The organism is Gulbenkiania mobilis (genome assembly GCA_004346645.1).
GTDB lineage: Bacteria > Pseudomonadota > Gammaproteobacteria > Burkholderiales > Chromobacteriaceae > Gulbenkiania > Gulbenkiania mobilis.
Genome location: SMDA01000004.1, coordinates 266,049 through 285,566, shown reverse-complemented (window position 1 = coordinate 285,566; position 19,518 = coordinate 266,049). Strand labels below are relative to the sequence as shown.

At 65.7% G+C, this 19,518-nt stretch carries 15 protein-coding genes and 1 other RNA gene; 14 read left to right on the top strand and 2 right to left on the bottom strand.

All coding sequences use genetic code 11. The annotated features are described in order from the left end of the window. The first annotated feature begins 2 nt into the window (after positions 1-2). Positions 3-3,908, top strand: a complete 3,906-nt coding sequence (locus EV669_RS08235; protein WP_132098373.1) for a translocation/assembly module TamB domain-containing protein — start codon at positions 3-5, stop codon at positions 3,906-3,908. A gap of 43 nt (positions 3,909-3,951) precedes the next feature. Here the strand turns inward: EV669_RS08235 and EV669_RS08230 are convergent, their stop codons facing one another. Then, complete coding sequence (locus EV669_RS08230) at positions 3,952-7,113, bottom strand: bifunctional diguanylate cyclase/phosphodiesterase (protein WP_132098372.1); 3,162 nt, start codon at positions 7,111-7,113, stop codon at positions 3,952-3,954. A gap of 101 nt (positions 7,114-7,214) precedes the next feature. Between EV669_RS08230 and rnpB the strand changes: the two genes are divergently transcribed. The 11 genes from rnpB (at position 7,215) to yedA (ending at position 16,585) form a co-directional block, all read left to right on the top strand. Beyond that, an RNA gene (gene rnpB, locus EV669_RS08225) (RNase P RNA component class A) lies at positions 7,215-7,621 on the top strand. A 132-nt stretch (positions 7,622-7,753) separates the two neighbouring features. Then, positions 7,754-8,764 (top strand): tRNA dihydrouridine synthase DusB, encoded by a 1,011-nt coding sequence (gene dusB, locus EV669_RS08220; protein WP_054286311.1) that lies wholly within the window; start codon positions 7,754-7,756, stop codon positions 8,762-8,764. 47 nt (positions 8,765-8,811) lie between these two features. Further along, positions 8,812-9,048 (top strand): helix-turn-helix domain-containing protein, encoded by a 237-nt coding sequence (locus EV669_RS08215; protein ID WP_054286301.1) that lies wholly within the window; start codon positions 8,812-8,814, stop codon positions 9,046-9,048. Between the two features lie 81 nt (positions 9,049-9,129). After that, the gene (purH, locus tag EV669_RS08210) at positions 9,130-10,707 is read left to right on the top strand and encodes a bifunctional phosphoribosylaminoimidazolecarboxamide formyltransferase/IMP cyclohydrolase (RefSeq protein ID WP_054286300.1); all 1,578 of its coding nucleotides are present in this window, start codon (positions 9,130-9,132) and stop codon (positions 10,705-10,707) included. 7 nt (positions 10,708-10,714) lie between these two features. Next, positions 10,715-11,572, top strand: a complete 858-nt coding sequence (locus EV669_RS08205) for a hypothetical protein (protein ID WP_132098371.1) — start codon at positions 10,715-10,717, stop codon at positions 11,570-11,572. Positions 11,573-11,620: 48 nt separating this feature from the next. Continuing rightward, a complete protein-coding gene (gene purD / locus EV669_RS08200) occupies positions 11,621-12,898 on the top strand; it encodes a phosphoribosylamine--glycine ligase (RefSeq protein WP_132098370.1) in 1,278 nt (425 codons plus the stop codon). A 239-nt stretch (positions 12,899-13,137) separates the two neighbouring features. Continuing rightward, entirely contained in the window at positions 13,138-13,653 is a 516-nt protein-coding gene (locus EV669_RS08195) for a hypothetical protein (protein ID WP_132098369.1), read from the top strand. Beyond that, the gene (locus EV669_RS08190; protein WP_054286297.1) at positions 13,650-14,189 is read left to right on the top strand and encodes a FlgO family outer membrane protein; all 540 of its coding nucleotides are present in this window, start codon (positions 13,650-13,652) and stop codon (positions 14,187-14,189) included. The genes EV669_RS08195 and EV669_RS08190 overlap by 4 nt, the downstream gene beginning before the upstream one ends. Before the next feature lie 116 nt (positions 14,190-14,305). Then, positions 14,306-14,878: an L-threonylcarbamoyladenylate synthase gene (locus tag EV669_RS08185; RefSeq protein WP_318271389.1), complete on the top strand. Its 573-nt coding sequence runs from the start codon at positions 14,306-14,308 to the stop codon at positions 14,876-14,878. Positions 14,879-14,924: 46 nt separating this feature from the next. Further along, complete coding sequence (gene tolQ / locus EV669_RS08180) at positions 14,925-15,593, top strand: protein TolQ (protein ID WP_054286296.1); 669 nt, start codon at positions 14,925-14,927, stop codon at positions 15,591-15,593. A 128-nt stretch (positions 15,594-15,721) separates the two neighbouring features. Continuing rightward, positions 15,722-16,585, top strand: a complete 864-nt coding sequence (gene yedA, locus EV669_RS08175) for a drug/metabolite exporter YedA (protein ID WP_054286295.1) — start codon at positions 15,722-15,724, stop codon at positions 16,583-16,585. Between the two features lie 6 nt (positions 16,586-16,591). On the opposite strand, the gene EV669_RS08170 is transcribed toward yedA, so the two are convergent. Continuing rightward, positions 16,592-17,056, bottom strand: a complete 465-nt coding sequence (locus EV669_RS08170; RefSeq protein ID WP_054286294.1) for an Lrp/AsnC family transcriptional regulator — start codon at positions 17,054-17,056, stop codon at positions 16,592-16,594. Between the two features lie 399 nt (positions 17,057-17,455). On the opposite strand from EV669_RS08170, the gene phoB reads away from it, so the two are divergent. Together phoB and phoR are read left to right on the top strand one after the other, a co-directional pair. After that, on the top strand, positions 17,456-18,145 hold the full coding sequence (gene phoB / locus EV669_RS08165; RefSeq protein ID WP_054286293.1) for a phosphate regulon transcriptional regulator PhoB: 690 nt from the start codon (positions 17,456-17,458) through the stop codon (positions 18,143-18,145). A 10-nt stretch (positions 18,146-18,155) separates the two neighbouring features. Next, positions 18,156-19,460, top strand: coding sequence for a phosphate regulon sensor histidine kinase PhoR (gene phoR / locus EV669_RS08160; protein ID WP_132098367.1), 1,305 nt, complete (start codon positions 18,156-18,158; stop codon positions 19,458-19,460). Positions 19,461-19,518: the final 58 nt, after the last annotated feature.

Here is a 19,518-nt window from a genome sequence, read left to right as displayed (position 1 = left end):
TGATGACTGAACCCTCCGTACTGCCACCCGACGCGCCCGAACCCACCCCGCCCGCAGGCCCGCCCCCCAGGCACCGCCGCGGACGTGGCGGCAAGGGGCTGCACCGTCGCCACTGGCTGGCCATCTTCAGCATCATCTTTGTGCTGGCTGTGGTGGCCCCGATGATGGGTGCGGCGTGGGTGATCGGCGATGCCGTGGGCTTTGCCTGGCTGTGGCGCACCATCGGCGTCACCACCCATCAGAAACTGTCCACCGAGCGGGTGGAGGGCTCCATCTGGGATGGCTTCGTGCTGCACGGCTTTGCCTACCGCACCGAAAGCTTCGATGTGGAGATGGACCGGCTGGAGATGAAGTGGCAGCCGCGCCGGCTGTGGCAGGAAGGCGAGTTCTACATTGACCGCCTCAAGCTGGGCCATGTGAAGCTGATTTCCCGGCCCTCCAAGACGCCACCGCCTGCTAGTGGACCGACCCCGCCTGCCCAGCTGTCGCTGCCGATGCCGGTTCAGATTCGCCGCTTGGAGGTGGCCAGCATCGAGGGGGTTGGTGGTGGCGTTGTGCCCCGTAATCTGCGGGGTATGTACCGCTACGACGGCACACACCACCGCCTGATCGTGGAGCGGGCCGAACTGCCGTGGGGCCGGGCGAAGGCGACGCTGGCACTGGGCAGCCAGCGTCCCTTCCTGCTGTCGGGCCAGCTCACCGGCGAGGGTGAGGTGGAACGTATTCCGGTAAGGACCCGGTTGGGCGTGGAAGGCTCACTGGTCAACCTGCTGGCGCATGCAGAGATGGAAGGTCAGGGAATTGTCGCCCTGCTGGATGGCAAATTCGAGCCGTTCGCTCCCTCGTTCTACCAGCGCATCCGCCGCGTGGACCTGCGGCTGGGTGGCGTCAATCCACATGCCCTGTTGCCGGCTCTGCCCGGTGGGCGGCTCAACCTCGCGCTGTACGCCGAACCGGCCGGCAACGACCGGCTGCGCGGCGGCCTGACGCTGGTGAATGCCGAGGCCGGCCCGGTGGACCAGGGGCGCCTGCCGCTGAGCTTCTTCGCCAGCAGCTTCACCACCCGTGGGGACACCTTCGATCTGGGGCTGAGCGAAGCGCGCTTCACCGAAGGCCAACTGGCCTTTTTCGGTCGTCTGCAGCCGCGCAACCTCAACCTGTTCGGCGAGGTGGGCGGACTGCGGCTGCGGGCGCTGCATGGCGCGGCACCGGACCGGACCGTGGCCGGTAAGCTCCGCCTGCTGGGCTCGCTGGATGCGCCCATCCTGCAGGCGCGGATCGACGCACGCGACCTGTCGGCGCGGGCTCGACTGGCGTACGTGGCCAGCGGTCCGGAGCGGGTCCGCCTGGACGAACTGGTGCTTGCTGCCGGAGATGGCCGGCTGGCAGCCAAGGGCGAGCTGGCGCTGGAAGGCGAAAAACCCTTTGCCCTGACGGGCACGCTCAGCCGCTTCAATCCATCGCGCCTTAACAAGGCCTGGCCGCAGGGCGACCTCAACGCCCGCCTGCGCGCCGATGGCCAGCTGGGGAGCGGCTCCCAGGTACAGGATGGCAAGCATCACGGGGTTTCGGCCAACCTGTCCTTGGCTTTCGACCCCAGTCGTCTCTCCGGCGAACCGGTGACCGGCAAGGCATCGCTGGCGCTGGTGGGTAGCCGGCTGAAGAACATCGATGCCGATCTGCTGCTAGCCCGCAACAGCGTGCGCGCCAAGGGCGCCTACGGGCAGAAAGGGGACCGGCTGCAGGTGGCGGTGGATGCACCTTCGCTCGCCCTGCTGGGGCCGGATTTCGCCGGCCGTGTGGTCGGCAACGCCGACATCGTCACCACCGATGGCCTGCCACTGGTGCGGGCCAACGCGCGTGCCGATGCGCTGCGCCTGCCTGGCGACATCCGCGCCCGCATGCTGACGCTGCAGGCACAAATCACCGGTGAGGCTGGAAGCCCCTTCAAACTCCAGATGGGTGCGGAGGCCGTCAACGCTGGTCCGCTGGCGGTCAGCAACCTCACGCTTTCGGCCAACGGGGTTCGTGCGCAGCACCAGATTGCCCTCGATGGTCGCCTGCGCTACCGCGACCTGGGCTATGGCGTCAGCCTGCGCGCCAGTGGCGGGATGCCGGCCAATACCACCGCCTGGAAGGGCACGGTCAGCCGGCTGAGCCTGGATGGCCGCCCCGGCGTGGAGCTGCTCGCACCGGTCTCGCTGGACGTGGGAGACGGGCGCATCGACGTCGGTGCCACCCGGCTGAGGGCCCTGTCGGGCACCATCGTGCTGGACCGTTTCCTGCGCGATCCGCAAGGCAACCTGCAGACAGCCGGCCGAGCCAGCGGGCTGCGCGTGGCGGATCTGGACCCGCTCTTCAAGTTGCCGGTGGAACAGACGCTGGTGCTGGACAGCACCTGGCAGCTCACGCTGCGCAATGGCCAGCCGGTCGGCCGCATCGCTGTCAACCGGGTCAGCGGTGATGTAATGCTGCCGATCAACAACCGCCGGCGTCAGCCGCTGGGCCTGCGCGAGGCCCAGATCAGCGCCGAGTTCGATGGTCGGGCCACCCAGTTCGTGGCGCGTGTGCTCAGTCAGTATGGCGATCTCAGCGGCCGCGGCAGCTATGCGGCCCCTAACGGCGTGCCGAACGGTGACACCCCCATCCGCGCCGAACTGCGCGCCGAACTGCCCAGCCTGGAGGTATTCGAGCCTTTCGGCGGGCCGGCGCTGGAGATCGGCGGCCGTCTGTCGGCAGCGATCAACTTCAACGGCACACTGGATGCGCCTGCCGGGCAGGGGCGAATCGAAGGGCGCGACCTGCTCTTCAGTGACCGTCGCACCGGCCTTACGCTTAATCATGGCGAACTGGCTGCCCGGCTCGATGGCCAGCGGCTGGTTGTGGACCGGCTGCGCTTTCCCAGCGGTCAGGGCGAGGCAGTGGGGTCGGGCGTGCTCAGCCTGAACCGCAGCCAACCGGATGCCCGTGCCCAAGTTACGCTCACTCGCTTCCAGGTGTTCGACCGGCCCGACCGCCGTCTGGTGGTATCCGGCACCAGCGAGATCACGCTGGGCGCCGATCGCATCGCACTCACTGGACGCCTGCGCGCCGACCGGGGGCGCGTGGATCTGCCCAAGTCGGGCAAGCCTGAGCTATCGGACGACGTGTACGTCCGTGGCCGGGAGGAGAAGCAGCCTTCGGCGCTGTCCGCGCTGCCGCTGACGGTGGCGCTGGATCTCGATCTGGGGGACCGCTTCCGCTTCGTCGGCCGTGGCCTGGATGTGGAGCTGACCGGGGTGGTGCGCGTGACCTCCAATCCCGGCATGGCGCCGGCCGCTGTCGGCGAGGTGCGCGTGGTGCAAGGCCGTTACAAGGCCTACGGCCAGGATCTGGACATCGAGCAGGGCGTGGTGGCCTTTGCCGGGCCGCTGGACAACCCGGGTGTCAACGTGCGCGCCCGCCGGCGGATGTCGCCGGTGGGCGCCGGAGTGGAGGTGACCGGACCGGTGGCGGCGCCCCAGGTTCGCCTGATCGCCGACGAGCCGATGTCGGATCGTGACAAACTGTCGTGGCTGGTGCTGGGCCGGGCCTCCTCGGGGACCGGGGGCGACGATGCGGCGATTGCTGCCTCGGCCGGTGCCTACCTGCTGGGGTCGGTCAATGACGACATCGGCCTCTTCGACGACTTCGGTCTTACCTCCCGCCGGGAGCGCACACTGTCCAATGGTTCGGTCAGCCCGGCCGAACAGGTGGTAACCGTGGGCAAGCAGGTAAGCCGCGAGCTGTATCTGGGCTACGAATACGGCATCACCAGCGCCGAACAGGCGGTGAAACTCGCCTACAAGCTGAGCAAGAGTTGGTCGGTGGTGCTGCGCGCGGGCACCGCCTCGTCGGTGGAGTCGCGCTACACACTGCGCTTCGACTGAAAACCATCGGGGCCGGCTAACGGCCGCGCGGTCTGGCGGCGCCTCAGGGCGTTGTGGCGGACGCTTCGGCCAACCGTGTGGCCAGCAGGGCTTCCAGCGTGTGGGGCGGCTGGGGCCGGCCGGTGAGGAAGCCCTGCAGGGCATGGCAGCCCAGATCGGCCAGAAAGCGGCGCTGGTCGTGGGTTTCCACCCCTTCGGCCAGGGTCTGCATGCCCAAGGCGTTGGCCAACTGGATGATCGCCGAGACGATGGCAGCGTTCTCGCTGTCCTGCGGCAGGTCGGTGATGAACGAACGGTCGATCTTGATCGTATCTGGCGCAAAGCGCTTGAGGTAGGCGAGGCTGGAGTAGCCGGTGCCGAAGTCGTCCACCGCCAGCCCCACGCCCAGCGCCTTGATCTGTTCCAGCTGCCGGGCCGTGTGCTGCAGGTCGGCCATCAGTGTGCTTTCGGTTACCTCAATCTCCAGAAGCGAGCCGGGCAGGCCGCTGAGCGAGAGCGCGCGTGCCACGTCGGCCGCGAACTCCGGCCCGGCCAGCTGCCGTGCCGCCACGTTCACCGCCACCTTCAGGGCGCACCCCTGAGCCTGCCACAGCGCGGCCTGGCCACAGGCCTCTTCCAGTACCCAGCGCCCGATCGGCACAATCAGCCCGGACTCCTCCGCTACCGGAATGAAACGATCCGGTGGGATGGGGCCGTATTCCGGGTCCGTCCAGCGCAACAGCGCCTCGCAGCCGGTCAGCGTCACGCCGTCGAGCGCGAACTGAGGCTGGTAGGCCAGCACCAGCTCGCCGCGGTCCAGCGCCTGGCGCAGGCGGTTCTCCAGCAGCAGCCGTTCGGACACGCGGGCGTTCATCGGCTGGGCGTAGAAACTGTAGGTGTTCCGGCCGCTGGCCTTGGCGTGATACATCGCCAAGTCTGCATTCATCAGTAGAGCTTCCATCGTGCCGCCATCGTCCGGGTACAGGCTGATGCCGATGCTGGGGGTGATCACCAGCGTGTGCGTGCCCAGCGTGAAGGGGGCTTGCAGCACCTCCAGCATGCGCTCGGCCACCTGCCCCGCCTCCTCGGCCTGGCTCAGCATCGGCAGTACCACTACGAACTCGTCGCCCCCGGTTCGGCCAACCGTGTCCATCGCCCGTACCGAACCCGAAAGCCGCCGCCCTACTTGCTGCAGCAACATGTCGCCACAGGCGTGGCCGAGGGTGTCGTTGATGTTCTTGAAATGGTCCAGGTCCACGAACAGTACCGCCACCCGCTGGCCAGCGTGCTCGGCCGCATGGATCGCCTGCTGCAGGCGGTCGCCGATCAGGGCGCGGTTGGGCAGGTCGGTGAGGATGTCGTACTCGGCCATGTGCTGCAGCTGCGCTTCCCGCGCCTTGCGCTCCGAAATATCGGTGAAGAGCGCGATGTAATGCATCGGCCGGCCGCCCTCGTCGCTCAGCACGCTGATGTTGAGCCATTCGGGAAAGATGTCACCATCCTTGCGCTGGTTCCAGATCTCGCCCGACCACTGGCCGCGCTCGCCCAGGGCGGCCCACATCTTGCGGTAAAAGGCTGCGTCGTGGCGGCCGGAGGCGAGCAAGGCGGGCGTCTGTCCCAGCACCTCCTCTTCGGTGTAGCCGGTGGTGTCGCAGAAGGCCCGGTTGACGGCCAGGATGCGGTTGGACGCGTCGGTGATCAGAATCGCTTCGTTGCTGGCCTCGAACACCCGTGCCGCCAGTCGGTTCTGCCGGTCGGCCAGCACGCGCTCGGTGATGTCGCGCACCGTGGCACAGCGGTAGGCGGTGTGCTCGTACTCCAGCCCGGTCAGCGTAACTTCCAGATGGCGGGTGCGGCCATCGCACGCCAGTACCGCGACGGTGTGCTCGCCATCGGGATGGGTGCCGAAGAGCAGGGCCATGTAGGCCGGCATCGTCAGCCCCAGCGTATCCAGCAGCCGGCGCGAGGCTTCGTTCTGATAGGCCAGGGTATCGTCCGGCGCGCTCAGGCAGATGGCCTCGCCTGCCTTGTCCATCAGGAAGCGGGTCAGCATCAAGGCGTCGGCCTGCTGGTGCAGGATGGCGTGGCTGCGGTCCAGCCGGTGACGGTAGCGGCCGATCAGTGTGCTCACGCGCCGACTCAGCAGCCAGCTGAAGAGCCCGGCCGACAGCAGGGCAAGCAGGGTGAGCACCACCGTTGCCAGCACGCGCGACTTGGTGTGAGCCTGCAGCGCACGGTGGGCGGCCGCATCGATGTCGTTGGCGGCGTAGGGCGTGCGTGCCACCACTGTCCATCCCCAGGGCGCCACATGCCGCACGTACGCCATCATCGTGGGGCTGTCTGCACTGGCCGCCTGGATGAAGAAGCGCCCGTTGCTGCCCTGGGCGATGAAGTTGACGATGTCGTGCCGCACGGCCGAGGGCAGGGCGATGTAATGGCGACCTTCGTATTCCGGATGGGGCGGATAGAGCCGTACCACGCCCTGGTTGTCGATCAGGAACAGGTCGCTGTTGGGATAGCGCATGCGGCGCAGGATGTCGGTGGCCTGGGCCTGCACCTCGGCTTCTGCATCGTGCAGGAATTCGCTGCTGCCCAGCACCCAGCCCAGCGGTGCGAAATGCCGCACATAGGCCATTTTGGGCCACATCATCTGCTGTGCAGGCATGAACCAGCGGTACTCCACCACGCCCCCACCGGGGTGGGCGCGGGTCGATGCGAGGAAATTACGGACGACCAGCGGCACGCGTGGATCGGGGTGGGTCAGCAGCGCGCTGCCCTCCAGCTGAGGGGTGGAGGGGGTGAGGATGCTGCGGCCCTGCTCATCAAGGATAAAGTAAACACGGGTGCTGTCGGCACGGCGGAACTGGCGCAGCGTGCTGGCGATCAGCGCGGCCACCTCTTTGGGCGGTCTGCGGCCCGCCTCGCGGGTCCAGAGGGATTGCGCCAGGCTGTAGGCCTGATCGCCTTCCTGACGCAGCTGTGCGGCCAGCATCGGACGGGTGCGGGCGGCAATGCCCGCCACTGTCAGCGCGCCGTGATCACCAAAGGCCTGCAGGTGCTGTCGGGCCTCGGCGGCGTGTTCGGCTGCCAGCCGGGCCTCTTGATCGCGGAAGTCGGCCCGGTGTTGCCACATGAAGTAACTGGCCAGCGTTACGGCAAGAAGCACCACGATGGCCAGCGTGCCGGCAAACTGCAGTCGGAACAGGCGATCCTGGTTGAGCTCCATGACAACTTCCGCAAGACAAGGCCATCAGTATATTCCAGAGCCCGGTCGCCGCGTCCGGATTCTTCCGGCAGCGGGCGCGTAATCGGGTACAATCGCAGCGGGAAGCCGGACAGGCAGTCGCCGCGCCCTTCAGGGCGGGGAGGAAAGTCCGGGCTCCGCAGGGCAGGATGCCGGCTAACGGCCGGGCGCCGCAAGGCGACGGAAAGTGGAACAGAGAGCTGAACCGCCGATGGCCCCCGGGCGCGCAAGCGTACCGGGAACCGGCACAGGCAAGGGTGAAAAGGTGGACTCCTCCGGGAGCGGCCGGGGCAACCCGGTTCGGTAAGAGCGCACCGCGGACGTGGCAACACGGACGGCAGGCTAAACCCCATCCGGAGCAAGGCCAAATAGGGGTGCACAGGCGTGGCCCGCGCTGCACCCGGGTAGGCTGCTTGAGCCTGCCGGTAACGGCAGGCCTAGAGGAATGACTGCTCAACGACAGAACCCGGCTTATCGTCCGGCTTCCCACCTCCTCCTTCGCGGCGGGGTCACCGCCGCGCCCTCTGGACGCTGCTCAAAAAATGGGCAAAATCTTTTTACCCGCCATGAAAAACCGATTACAATGGCGGCCCCTTGCACCACACCCAAGCCCCTGAATTCCATGCGAATCGGTCCGTACAGCCTGAAAAACCGCCTGATCGTGGCGCCCATGGCGGGCGTGACCGACCGGCCGTTCCGCATGCTGTGCAAGAAGCTGGGCGCGGGTATGGCGGTATCGGAGATGATCACCGCCAACAAGGCACTGTGGACCACGCCCAAGACGCTGCGTCGCGCCAACCACGAAGGTGAGGTGGAGCCGGTCTCGGTGCAGATTGCCGGGTCCGACCCCGCCCAGATGGCCGAGGCGGCCCGGCTCAACGTCGAGCACGGTGCGCAGATCATTGACATCAACATGGGCTGCCCAGCCAAAAAGGTGTGCAACGTGGCGGCCGGCAGCGCGCTGTTGCGCGACGAGAGTCTGGTGGCGCGCATTCTCGAAGCGGTGGTGAAGGCGGTGGATGTGCCGGTCACGCTAAAGACCCGCACCGGCTGGAGCCGCGAACACCGCAACGCGCTGCGCGTGGCAAGGTTGGCCGAAGAAACCGGTATTGCCGCGCTCGCTCTGCACGGCAGGACCCGCGAAGATATGTATAACGGCGAGGCCGAGTACGACACTATCCGTGCCGTGAAGGCCAGCGTGTCGATCCCGGTGATCGCCAACGGCGACATCGACAGCCCCCAGAAGGCGCAGCGGGTGCTGCGTGAGACCGGGGCTGATGCGGTGATGATCGGTCGCGCCGCCCAGGGGCGGCCTTGGATCTTTCGCGAGATTCAGCATTACCTCGATACGGGTGAGCATCTGCCGTCGCCGGAGGTAGTGGAGATCCGCGACATCCTCCTGGCGCACCTGGATGATCTTTATATGTTCTATGGCGAGTACTCGGGTTGCCGCATCGCCCGTAAGCACATCGCCTGGTACACCCGGGGGCTTGCCGGCTCCAACGCGTTCCGGCAGGAGATGTACCGGCTGGAGACCACCGAAGGCCAGCGCGCTGCGGTGGCCGACTATTTCGACCGGCTGGGCACCGCTTCGGACCGCCTGGTCTACGAGAGCGAGGCGCCGGCAGCGTAAGGCACGCTGACCGGCCGGCCCGATCGACACCTATTGAACACGACACCATGTATAACAACGAACATATTGCGCAGTCGGTGCGCCTGGCCATGGAGCAGTATTTCCGCGATCTGGACGGGGAGACGCCGGCCGCCATCTACGACATGGTGCTCGCGTGTGTCGAAAAGCCCCTGATCGAGGTGGTGCTCACCTACACCGAGGGGAATCAGACCCGGGCCGCGGAGTTGCTGGGGTTGAACCGCAACACGCTGCGCAAAAAAATGAAGTCGTATGATTTGATATGAAGATAACAGGCCGCCCGAAGCGGCCTGTTTTTTTGTTCGTCCCAAAGGAAGCTCCAAGCTTCGCAAACGCGGTAGAGAACCATGACCAAAATCGAACGTGCGCTGATCAGCGTTTCCGACAAAACCGGCATTCTCGAATTTGCCCGGGCCCTCGCTGGCTTCGGCGTGGAGATCCTCTCCACCGGCGGCACCGCCAAGCTGCTGCGTGACGCTGGCGTGCCGGTGATCGACGTCTCCGACTACACCGGCTTCCCGGAAATGCTGGACGGCCGGGTGAAGACCCTGCACCCGAAAGTGCACGGCGGCATCCTGGGCCGGCGCGACCTGCCGGAACACGTGGCCACCATGCAGGAACACGGTATCGGCAACATCGACCTGGTGTGCGTCAACCTTTACCCGTTCGAAGCCACCATCGCCAAGGCAGACTGCACGCTGGAAGACGCCATCGAGAATATCGATATCGGCGGCCCGACCATGGTGCGCTCCGCCGCCAAGAACTGGCAGCACGTCGCCATCGTGACCGACGCCGAAGACTACACGGCGCTGGTGGAAGAAATGCAGGCCAACGCCGGCAAGCTGTCCAAGCTCACCCGCCTGAACCTGTCGAAGAAAGCCTTCACCCACACCGCGGCCTACGACGGTGCCATCTCCAACTACCTGACCAGCCTGGCCGAAGGCGTGGACAGCGGCGTGCCGGAACGCTTTGCCTTCCCGAACCGCCTCAATGCCCAGTTCGTGAAAGTGCAGGACATGCGCTACGGCGAGAACCCGCACCAGGCGGCCGCCTTCTACCGCGATCTGGATCCGGCCCCGGGGGCCATCGCTCACTACCGTCAACTGCAGGGCAAGGAACTGTCCTATAACAACATCGCCGATGCCGATGCAGCCTGGGAGGCGGTGAAGACCTTCGACCAGCCGGCCTGCGTCATCGTCAAGCACGCCAACCCCTGCGGCGTGGCCGTGGCCGCCGACACCCTGACCGCCTACAAGCTGGCGTTCGCGACCGACACCACCAGCGCCTTCGGCGGCATCATCGCCTTCAACCGCCCAGTGGATGCCGAAACGGTAGAAGCCGTGACCGGTCAATTCCTGGAAGTGCTGCTGGCACCGGCGTTCACCGATGAAGCCAAGGCGCTGATCGCGGCCAAGAAGAACGTACGCGTGCTGGAGATCCCGCTGGAAGCCGGCGCCAACCGCTTCGAGCTGAAGCGCGTGGGTGGCGGCGTGCTGGTGCAGACCCCGGATATCCGCAACGTGGGCCTGGAAGAGCTGCGCGTGGTGACCAAGCGTGCCCCGACCGAACAGGAAATGGCCGACCTGCTGTTCGCCTGGCGCGTGGCCAAGTACGTGAAGTCCAACGCCATCGTGTTCTGCAGGAACGGTCAGACCGCCGGCATCGGGGCCGGGCAGATGAGCCGTGTGGATTCCACCCGCATCGCCGCTCGCAAGGCGCAGGATGCAGGGCTGAGCCTGCAGGGTGCGGTGGCCGCCAGCGATGCCTTCTTCCCGTTCCGCGACGGCATCGACGTGATCGCCGAGCAGGGCATCAAGGCCATCATCCAGCCGGGCGGTTCCATGCGTGACGAAGAGGTGTTCGCCGCTGCCGACGAGCACGGCATCGCCATGGTGCTGACTGGCGTACGCCACTTCCGCCATTGAGTCGCGCGTGAAGAAAGGGACGGTCGTTGCCGGGCTGACCACCCTCGCAGCCTCGGGGGCTGCGCTGGGCTGGTGGTGGACGCACCCTGCCGTGGCCGTCCGGCTGCCTTCGGCCAACCCTGAGGCTTCCGCAGTGACCGCGTCCGTGCCGGCTCAGCGCCAGACGCTTGAGACGGCCCTGGCCGATTACCGTCGGCAGCAGGGCATGCGGCCCGGGCCGCTCCCCGGTACCTGGCTCCTGCAGGCCGACACCGGCAGCGGGCCGGACCGCTTCGTCGGCCGCTTCGGTGTGCCGTATTTCACGGCTGGGCCAGAAGGTCGGCAGCAGGCTTTGGTGGCGCTGCTTGCCGATACCGAGGCGGCGCAGGGTGACGCGATGGACAGCTTTGCCGCAGCCGGCCTGGTGCGGCTACTCGTCTTTGAACTGCGGGAGGGCCGTTACCGGCTCTTGGCCACGCATACCCAGCCCTCCGGTGCCCATGGCATGGCCGCGGCCGATGTGCGACCCATACGGATGGGCGAAGCCGCCTGGGGCTGGCAGCTGACCGCTGGCTGGTCGCATCAGGGGTACAGCCAGCGCAATGTGGACTTCTTCCTGGCCACGCCCGACGACATCGTGCCGATGGGCCGCCTGGCAGTAGAGGCGGACAATGCAGGGGCCGGCTGCGGTAGCGGTGCCGCCTGCGCACCTACCGCCCTGACCGCCCGCTGGGTGCTCCGCCCGCAGCCGGGGCAGGCCCTCTATGCGCTGGACGTACACTGGCAGGGCGTGCTCGAGGGCCGCCCGCTCAAGCGTCATCTGCTGCTTGAGGCCGGCGCAGCCCGGCGCTATGCGATTCCGGTAGAACTGGTCGAACTTTTCTAGAACATGCAGCCCCGGCCGTACCGGGGCGAAAAGAAGGAACCCCTCATCATGAACATCCTCGTCATCGGCTCGGGCGGTCGCGAACATGCCCTGGCCTGGCGCATTAGCCAGTCTCCGCGTGTGTTCAAGGTCTTCGTCGCACCCGGCAATGCCGGTACCGCGCTCGACCCGCACCTGACCACCGTGCCGATCACGGCCATCGACGAACTGATCGCCTTTGCGCGCCAGGAAGATGTACATCTGACGGTGGTGGGGCCTGAGGCCCCTCTGGCCGCCGGCATCGTCGATGCTTTCCGCGCCGAAGGGCTCGCCATCTTCGGTCCTACGCAGTACTGCGCCCAGCTGGAGAGCTCCAAGGATTTTGCCAAAGCGTTCATGAAGCGCCACGGCATCCCGACGGCGGGCTACGAGACCTTTACCGATGCGGCGGCCGCGCACGCCTACGTGGAGGGCAAGGGCGCCCCCATTGTCATCAAGGCCGATGGTCTGGCTGCAGGCAAGGGCGTGGTGGTGGCCATGTCCCTGGAGGAGGCACACGCCGCCATCGACGACATGCTGGTCGGCAACAAGATGGGCAGCGCCGGCAGCCGCGTGGTGATCGAGGACTTCCTCGAAGGCGAGGAAGCCAGCTTCATCGTCATGGTGGATGGCGAGCATGTGCTGCCGATGGCCACCAGCCAGGACCACAAGCGCCTGCTGGACGACGACCGCGGTCCCAACACCGGCGGCATGGGCGCCTACAGCCCGGCACCGGTGGTGACACCGGAAGTGCACAACCGCGTAATGCGCGAGATCATCCTGCCGACAGTGCAGGGCATGAAGCAGGAGGGTCATCCGTACACCGGCTTTCTCTACGCCGGACTGATGATCGACCGCAATGGCAACCCCTTCACCATCGAGTTCAACTGCCGCTTTGGCGACCCCGAGACCCAGCCGATCATGGCGCGGCTGAAATCGGATTTCACAGTGCTGCTGGAGGCCGGCGTCAATGGTGCCCTGGACAAGGTGGAGGCCGAGTGGGACCGGCGTGTCGCGCTCGGCGTAGTACTGGCGGCAGGCGGCTATCCGGACGCGCCGCGCAAGGGCGATGTGATCCGTGACATACCGCCTGCCAGCGACGATGCCGTCGTCTTCCATGCCGGCACGGCATTGGACGCCGAGGGCCGCCTGGTGACGAGTGGCGGCCGCGTACTGTGCGTGGTCGGGCTGGGTGACAGTGTGCGCATGGCCCAGGCCCGTGCCTATGCCGTGGCCGACGGCATCCACTTCGAAGGGCGGCAGTTCCGCCGCGACATCGGCAGCAAGGCCATCCATCGCAACCGCTGATGCAGCCTCTGCCGCCAGGCAAACAAAGCCGCCCCGTACCGAGGGCGGCTTTTTGCTGGCTGCAGTGGGGTTAGGCAAACAGGGTGAGGACACCGCACGCATCTTGCCACGGGCATTTTTCTTGCTGCCCGTTTCCTGCCCTCTTGAATGGACCTGATTGGCTGTGTCAGGAGGCGGCTTACGTACTTCATTCCACCCAAAGCGTAAGGGAAACCATGAAACTTGCCTTGGCAGCCAGCATGGCCATTGCCCTGACGGGCTGTGCGTATCAAGCGACGCCTTTGAAGGTGATGCCCCCTGTGGCGATGCAGCAGCCTGCAGATCCGGACCCACACTGGGATGGGTTGGCCGAAAAGGTGGCGCGCCATGTTCAGGCAGGGCTCGCCGTCGCACCGGATCAGCCCGTTACAGTTCGCGCAGAGAATTCTTCCCCCTTTAGCCGAGCCTTGCTGTCCATGCTTAAAACGCATTTGCTGGCGCTTGGCGTACCGGTTTCCGAAGGGCCTGCCCTGATGGAGGTACGGCTTGAAACCCAAGTGCTGCCCTATCATGGGAAAACAGCCGCGTATCCGCGGAACGGAAGTGGCGAGGGGGTGAAAGACGGCACCGAAGTGCTCGTCAACACTTCCCTTACCCAGGGCGGACGGTATTTGTCGCGTACCAGCGACCTCTACTACATCGAAGGCGCAGACGCGGCCCTGTATCTGCCGGCTGCACCCGTCTACGGTAAAACGATTCAGGTGGTGGGCCCATGAAGACTTCCTTTTTTTCCGCGCTCCTCATCAGCGTGCTTCTGGGGGGGTGCGCCGCCACCAGCAAGCCGCCAGAAGCCAGCACCTTCGACGTCATCAGCACCAACTACCATGCGGCCGACTGCCTGCTGCAGCCGCTGCGTCTGGTGCCCAGCCGGCCCCTCATCGTCGCCACGCTCGTCAATGTGGATGCGCTGGGCGAGTCCTCCCGGATGGGCCGGATGTTCTCCGAGCAGATCGCCTCCCGCTTCACGCACAAGGGCTATCAGGTCATCGAGCTCAAGCTGCGCGAGAATCTTTTCATGAAGTCGAGCGAGGGTGAGCTGATGCTCTCGCGCGAGGTGCGCGACGTGTCGCGGGTGCATCAGGCCCAGGCGGTGATCGTGGGAACCTATGCCGCCTCGTCGGACAAGGTCTACCTCAACCTCAAGGCTGTGGAGCCCAGCAGCAGCGTGGTGCTATCGGCCCATGACTATGCAGTGCCGCTCGACAGCAATGTCCGCAGCCTGCTTGGCGGACGCAGCCGCTACAGCTACTGATCCGGGCGGTATGCAGGGGTGGGGCTGACAGCGGCGCTGGCTTGGGGTATCGTCCCGGGCTTGGCCCCACTGCTTGTGCAGCGGCCCCGAGTCGAATGCTGACGTCTTTTCCGCCCATGAACCCACCATTGTCCCGTTTGCCTGCCGTCGCCCTGGTGCGGCGCGCCCGCGCCCGGCTGAAGGCCGGTGGCGTACTGGCGTATTCCACCGAATCCTGCTTCGGACTGGGCTGCAATCCGCGTGATCCGCGTGCGATCCGCCGGGTACTGGCCATCAAGGCCCGGCCCAATCACAAGGGGCTGATCGTAATTGCCGACAGCCTGGAGCGTATCCGGCCGCTGGTGGCGCCGCTCTCGGCCGCCGACGAGGCCGAACTTATGCGCCACTGGCCCGGTCCCTACACCTTTCTGCTGCCGGCTTCACGCCGTGTACCACCCCTATTGCGCGGGCGGCACCATAAGGTGGCGGTGCGGGTGACCGCCCACGGTGAGGCAGCGCGGTTGTGCCGGGCGCTGGGCTCGGCCCTGGTTTCCACTTCGGCCAACCGTGCCGGGCAGAAATCGCTGCGTACCGCCCGTGGCTGCCGGCGTACCTTCGGCGACCGGGTACTGACGTTGCCGGGGCGCATCGGCAAGCGGCGCAAGCCTTCCACCATCATCGATTTTGCTACCGGCCGCGTGCTGCGCTGATGCAGCCGGCCCCAAGCGTGTTTTACTTTTACCGAGGACCAACCGGGTGCAACAGATTTCCTTTGTCAGCCTGATTCTCAACGCCAGCCTGGTCGTGCAGCTTGTCATGGCCGGTCTTGCCCTGCTGTCGGTGATTTCCTGGGCGCTGATCTTCCAGAAGGTGGTGCTGCTGCGCGCGGCCAAACGCGACACCGTCGAGTTCGAACGCACCTTCTGGAGCGGTTCCGACCTTAACACCCTGTACGACGAGGCCAACCGCAATGTCGACATGAAGGGCACCGGCCGTCTGTTCCGGGCGGGCTTTGCCGAGTTTCAGAAACTGCGCGGCCGGTCGGCCGGTGAACTGTCGGACGTGATGGAGGGGACCCGCCGCGCCATGCGTGCCGCGGCGCAGCGCGAACTGGAAGTGCTGGACAGCCACAACGATTTTCTTGCCACTGTGGGTTCCGTCAGCCCCTATATCGGCCTTTTCGGCACGGTGTGGGGCATCATGCACGCCTTCATCGGGCTGGGCAATGCCGGTCAGGCTACGCTTTCCACGGTGGCGCCGGGGATTGCCGAGGCGCTGGTGGCCACGGCGATCGGCCTGTTTGCGGCGATCCCGGCCGTGGTGGCGTACAACCGTTTTGCCAGCGATGTGGACCGTCTGGCCACCCGCTTCGACACGTTCATGGAAGAGTTCTCCAACATCCTGCAGCGGCAGGTCAGCCGCTGAGCCTCTCCGGCGCCCCGTGGGGCGCCTTTCTCATTGTTCCGTTGGCCGAACAGTGCTTTCACCGGCACGGCTTGCTTTTTGGCAGGCGGCAGGGCAGCTTGGAAGGCTTGCCGATCCAGGACCCTGTCATGCCCTTCAAGCGCCTTTCCGCCGTTACGCTGGCGGCCTTCTTTGCCCTCTATGTCATCTGGGGGTCTACCTACTTTGCCATCCGCGTGGGCGTGGAGGAGTGGCCGCCCTTCATGATGGCCGGCGTCCGCTTCCTCATGGCCGGCACGGTGCTCTTCCTTTACCTGAAGTTGCGCAGTACGCCCAATCCCTCCATGCGCGAGGTGCTGGGCGGGGCCATCCTGGGAGTGCTGATGCCAGGTGTGGGCAACGGTCTGGTGACGCTGGCGGAAAAAGACGTGTCTTCGGGCGTGGCTGCACTGGTGGTGGCCACGGTACCGTTGTTCACCACACTATTTGCGCGTCTCTTCGGCCAACCAGCGCGCTGGACGGAATGGGGTGGCATCGTGCTCGGCCTGGTAGGCATGGCCCTGCTCAACCTGGGAGCCAACCTCAAGGCCAGCCCGAGCGGTGCCCTGATTCTGGTACTGGCCTCGGCAGGATGGGCGCTCGGCTCGGCCTGGAGCAAGCACCTCACCCAGCCCAAAGGGCTGATGTCGAGCGCGGTGATGATGCTCTCCGGTGGGCTGGCCCTGCTCTTGGCCAGCCTGGCTCGGGGTGAGACGCTGGCGGCCTGGCCGTCCTGGCATGGCTGGGCGGCACTGCTCTATCTGGTGGTGTTCGGTTCCATCATTGCCTATACCGCCTACCTGCACCTGCTCAAGACGGTCAGTGCCGCGGCGGCCACCAGCTATGCCTACGTCAACCCGGTGATCGCGGTGCTCCTGGGGGTGATGCTGCTGGGCGAGCATGTCGGCGTGCACGAGCTGGGGGCGATGGCCGTCATCGTGGCCGGCGTGCTGCTGATCGGATGGAAGCGCTGAAGCCCGCTAGCGCCCGCCGGCGCTCCCGCTGTCGTCGTCCTCCAGTCCCGGCACGCGCGGGCGCACTGGCATGTCGATGACGATCGAGGTCTTGGTGTCGCCGAACTGCATCAAACGCGCGATCAGGGCCTGCAGGTCGCCCATCGTTGCCACCGCCACCTTGAGCATCAGCCCGCTGGTGCCGGTGATCGAATAGCACTCCACGATCTCGCGCGTGTCCTGCATTTCCTCCAGCACCTTGAAATACTCCAGATGCTTGACGGTCAGTTCGATCAGGCACTGGATGGGGTAGCCGATGCGGGCCAGATCCACCTGCGCATGGTAGCCACGGATCACGCCGCCGCGCTCCAGCTTCTCGATGCGGTCGGCTACCGCAGGGGCCGAAAGGTTCACCCGCCGGGCCAGTTCCGCGTAGCTGAGCCGGGCATTTTCATGCAGGGCAGCAAGGATTTTTCGGTCGAATTTGTCCATCTTTGCTTTCGAAGGTGCTGGCCTCAAAAAAAAGAAGAAAATAAGGCATAAACCTCGGAAATCCAAGTTTTCATGGTTAAAAAGGCCGTTGCTGCGCCGTACAATGCCGTCCTATCAAGGTTGGCCGAAGCCGTACTGTCCGTGGGTTTCGGCCGTTACAGAGGTGTCCGTCCCGTTGTGAGGCTTCTGGAACTGTCCTGGTGATCTCTTTGTCCCTGGTCTTAAGTCAGGCCAACAAGTTTTGACGACGACCCTTCGGGTCTGCCCCGCCGGCAGGCCCGTTTTTTTTTGTCTGCGGGCCGCGCACCGCGGGGTGTTACAAAAGCCGTGCGACATGTCATATTTCTGTAATCGCCCCTTTTTATCCTTGCCATACTCCCTCAACGATAGTGGACGACAATGGCTGCTAACATTCTGCTCGTGGAAGACGAGCCGGCGATCCAGGAACTGATTGCGTTCAACCTGACCCAGGCAGGGCATCATGTGCTGCGCGCCAGCACGGCCGAGGCGGCCATGGTGCTGGTGAAGAATGCACTGCCGGATCTGGTGCTGCTCGACTGGATGCTGCCCGGCGCGTCCGGCGTGGACATCGCCAAACGGCTGCGGGCCGACGAACGCACCAAGCATGTGCCGATCATCATGCTGACCGCGCGCTCGGAAGAGCAGGACAAGATCACCGGGCTGGAAACCGGGGCCGACGATTACATCACCAAGCCTTTCTCACCGCGCGAACTGCTCGCACGCATCAAGGCGGTACTGCGCCGCCGGGCACCGCAAATGACCGACGATGCGGTGGAAGTGCAGGGTCTGCGGCTTGATCCGGTGACCCACCGGGTGGCGGGTCATGGCCAGACGCTGGACCTGGGCCCCACGGAGTTTCGCCTGCTGCACTTTTTCATGACGCACCCCGAGCGGGTGCACTCGCGCTCGCAACTGCTGGACCAGGTGTGGGGCGACCATGTGTTCGTGGAGGAGCGGACGGTGGATGTGCATATCCGTCGCTTGCGCAGCGCGCTCGAGGCCACCGGCCACGACAGCCTGATCCAGACGGTACGCGGCACCGGCTACCGCTTCTCCGTACAGCCCTGAAGGAGCGGACTTGCAAGAATTCCTGCAGCGCACGCTGGCTTGGCTGGTGGCGCTTGTCGTCCTGGGCCTTGGCCTGTGGGGGGCACTGGGTGCGGTGACGGCGCTTGTGGGCGTCCTCGTCGGGCTGGTGTTGTGGCTGTCCTTTCACCTTTATCACTTGGCCCTGTTGCTCCGTTGGCTGCGCAATCCGCAGGCCGAGCGCGTGCCGGACGGCTTTGGCTCGTGGCATGTGGTGTTCATGTCGCTGTATGCGCAGGTCCGCAGCCAGAACCAGAGCAAGCGCAAGCTCACCAGTGCGCTGGAGCGCTTCATCAATGCCGGCGAGGCGATGCCCGACGGAGTGGTGGTGCTCGATGAACACGACCGCATCGAATGGCTCAACCCGATGGCCGTGGAGCATCTCGGGCTCGACCGCAAGCAGGACATCGGCAACCAGATCCTCAACCTCATCCGCCAGCCTGCCTTTCACAGCTACATGCGTGAGGAAAGCTACAGCCAGCCGCTGACGCTGCGCTTTGCCCAGCCGCGCGAGACGGTGCTGTCGGTGCAGCTGGTGCCGTTCGACTCCACGCGCAAGTTGCTGCTCACCCGCGATATCACCCAGTTCGAACGCGTCCAGACGGTGCACCGCGACTTCGTAGCCAATGTCTCGCACGAGCTGCGCACACCCTTGACAGTGATCGGTGGCTTTCTGGAAACCTTTGCCGAAATGCCGGATGCTGACGCCGCCACACTGCAGCAGTTCCTGCCGATGATGCTGGAGCAGTCGCGCCGCATGCAGAGCCTGGTGGAGGACCTGCTGACGCTATCGCGGCTGGAGAACAGCGCCAAGCTGCAGGCCGAGAAGGTGGACATGGACGAGCTGATGGAAACCCTGCGCGTCGAGGCCGAGGGTCTCTCCAAGGGGCGGCATACCATCGTTGTGCAGAAGGATACGCCCCGCTGGCTGTGGGGCAACCCCGGCGAGCTCCACTCGGCGTTTGGCAACCTGGTGTCCAATGCGGTGCGCTACACGCCAGAGGGCGGCACCATCACGCTACGCTGGCGCGCGGACGGCGAGCGGCTGGTGTTCTCGGTGTCGGATACCGGCATCGGCATCCCGCGCGAGCACCTGCCACGCCTGACGGAGCGCTTTTACCGGGTGGACCGCGGCCGCTCGCGTGGCAACGGCGGCACCGGGCTGGGGCTGGCCATCGTCAAGCACGTGCTGGCCCGTCACCGCGCACGTCTGGACATCCAGAGCGAACCGGACCGAGGCAGTACCTTCAGCGTCCAGTTCTGCCCCGAGGAAAGCGCCGATCCGGAGCGCCGCTGACCACCCTTGGCGCTCCGGGCGGCAGCCGGTAGGATGGACCGTATCCCTAACAACAAGA